At 49.3% G+C, this 1362-nt stretch carries 1 protein-coding gene; it reads right to left on the bottom strand.

All coding sequences use genetic code 11. The features are described 5' to 3' along the window. Positions 1 to 47 precede the first annotated feature (47 nt). Positions 48 to 1118 carry an IS110 family RNA-guided transposase gene (locus M989_RS23920; RefSeq protein ID WP_001180631.1) on the bottom strand — a complete coding sequence of 357 codons (1071 nt, stop codon included), beginning with the start codon at positions 1116 to 1118 and terminating at the stop codon, positions 48 to 50. Between the last annotated feature and the right edge of the window lie 244 nt (positions 1119 to 1362).

The following is a 1362-nucleotide window of genomic DNA, read 5'->3' as shown; positions in this document are numbered from 1 at the left end:
CTTTTTTCAGTGAACTGAAGAACGATTCGGCCACCGCATTGACGCTCCTATGTCAAGAGCGGGCGATTGGCATATGTGAGATCTGATAAAATCAATGGGTAGAGTTCACGGACGATGTAGCGTTTTAGACATCTCAGGATCTCTTTGGTCGATAGCCCTTCACCAGTTCGTCTGTCGACATAGATTCTTGTCCGCGGATCACTTCGCATACGCACAAGGGCTATTGTCCACAGGGCATTGTTTGCTTCACGTGAGCCACCTCGATTTAATCTGTGCCTGACTGTTTTTCCTGATGATGCTGGCAGCGGATTTACGCCACAAAGCGATGCCAGTGCTGCTTCATTTTTTAAACGTTCGGGATTATCACCTGCAACTGCCAGCAGTGTGGCTGCCGTCTGTGGCCCTACGCCAAACTGGCTACGAAGGTTACTGGCATATTTACGGGTCAGTTTATCCAGCGATTCGTCCAGTTCATTCAACTCTTCAGTCAGTGCCCCCCATCGTTTCGCAAGGCTTCTAAGCGTGCTGTACAGAGCTATACGCAGTGGAGAGTACTCTGATACTTCGCAGTTAATACAGGCAGCTACGCACTCGTGTGGTTTCGATTTCCAGAGTTTGTCGCGGACATCCTGCGGTGCACTAACCAGCAGCGAACGAAGCTGGTTAATCGCCTGAGTACGGGCTTTTACAGCGCTACGTCGGGCAACGCTAATTATCCGGAGAGCTTCACACGCGCCGGATTGCATTTTGGGTATGGCTTTGCTGCTCCCCGAAAGTACGGTGCGGGCTGCATTCTCTGCATCCAGTGGATCTGACTTTCCTTCAAGGCGGCGTTTTGAGCGGTCTGGTCGGTTAACTTCAACAACATAAATACCATTTTTAATAAGAAAACGTGTTAATGCAGCACCATAAGTTCCGGTTCCTTCAATACCTGCTCGTTCGAGAACTCCAAAAGATTTAGCCCAATCAAATAGCTCCTGATAGCCAATTTGATTTGTTTGAATAATGTGAGTACCAAGCAGCTTACCCGCCTGACTGATAACAGCACCGACATGAATATCAAGGTGTGTATCGACACCCAGGATCACGCTTTCAGGAGATTGAAAATTGTTTTGCATGGTTTACCTCCCAGATATCAGTAGCACAACCATCCCCATCGCAGGACAGGACACTCAAGATGCAGCACAAAGCTCCTATCAGGTCACAAACGCTGGGCCCGGCTATGCCCGGGAAATACCAGAATCGGACGACAGGTCAACACAAAGGCATTCGAGCCAATCCCAGCACGGGTCAGTCCGATCCGGTATTTGAAAGTATATTAGAATGAGTATCCCAGCAGTTGCCACGCCGGCTCATGCTCGG

Origin of the sequence: Kluyvera georgiana ATCC 51603 (genome assembly GCF_001654985.1) — a bacterium.
GTDB classification, from domain to species: Bacteria; Pseudomonadota; Gammaproteobacteria; order Enterobacterales; family Enterobacteriaceae; genus Kluyvera; species Kluyvera georgiana.
This window is presented reverse-complemented; position numbering and strand designations above follow the sequence as displayed.

Bases quoted from the DNA above. Each gene is read 5' to 3' on its own strand.
- M989_RS23920 (WP_001180631.1), bottom strand. From the start codon at position 1,118: ATGCAAAACAATTTTCAATCTCCTGAAAGCGTGATCCTGGGTGTCGAT.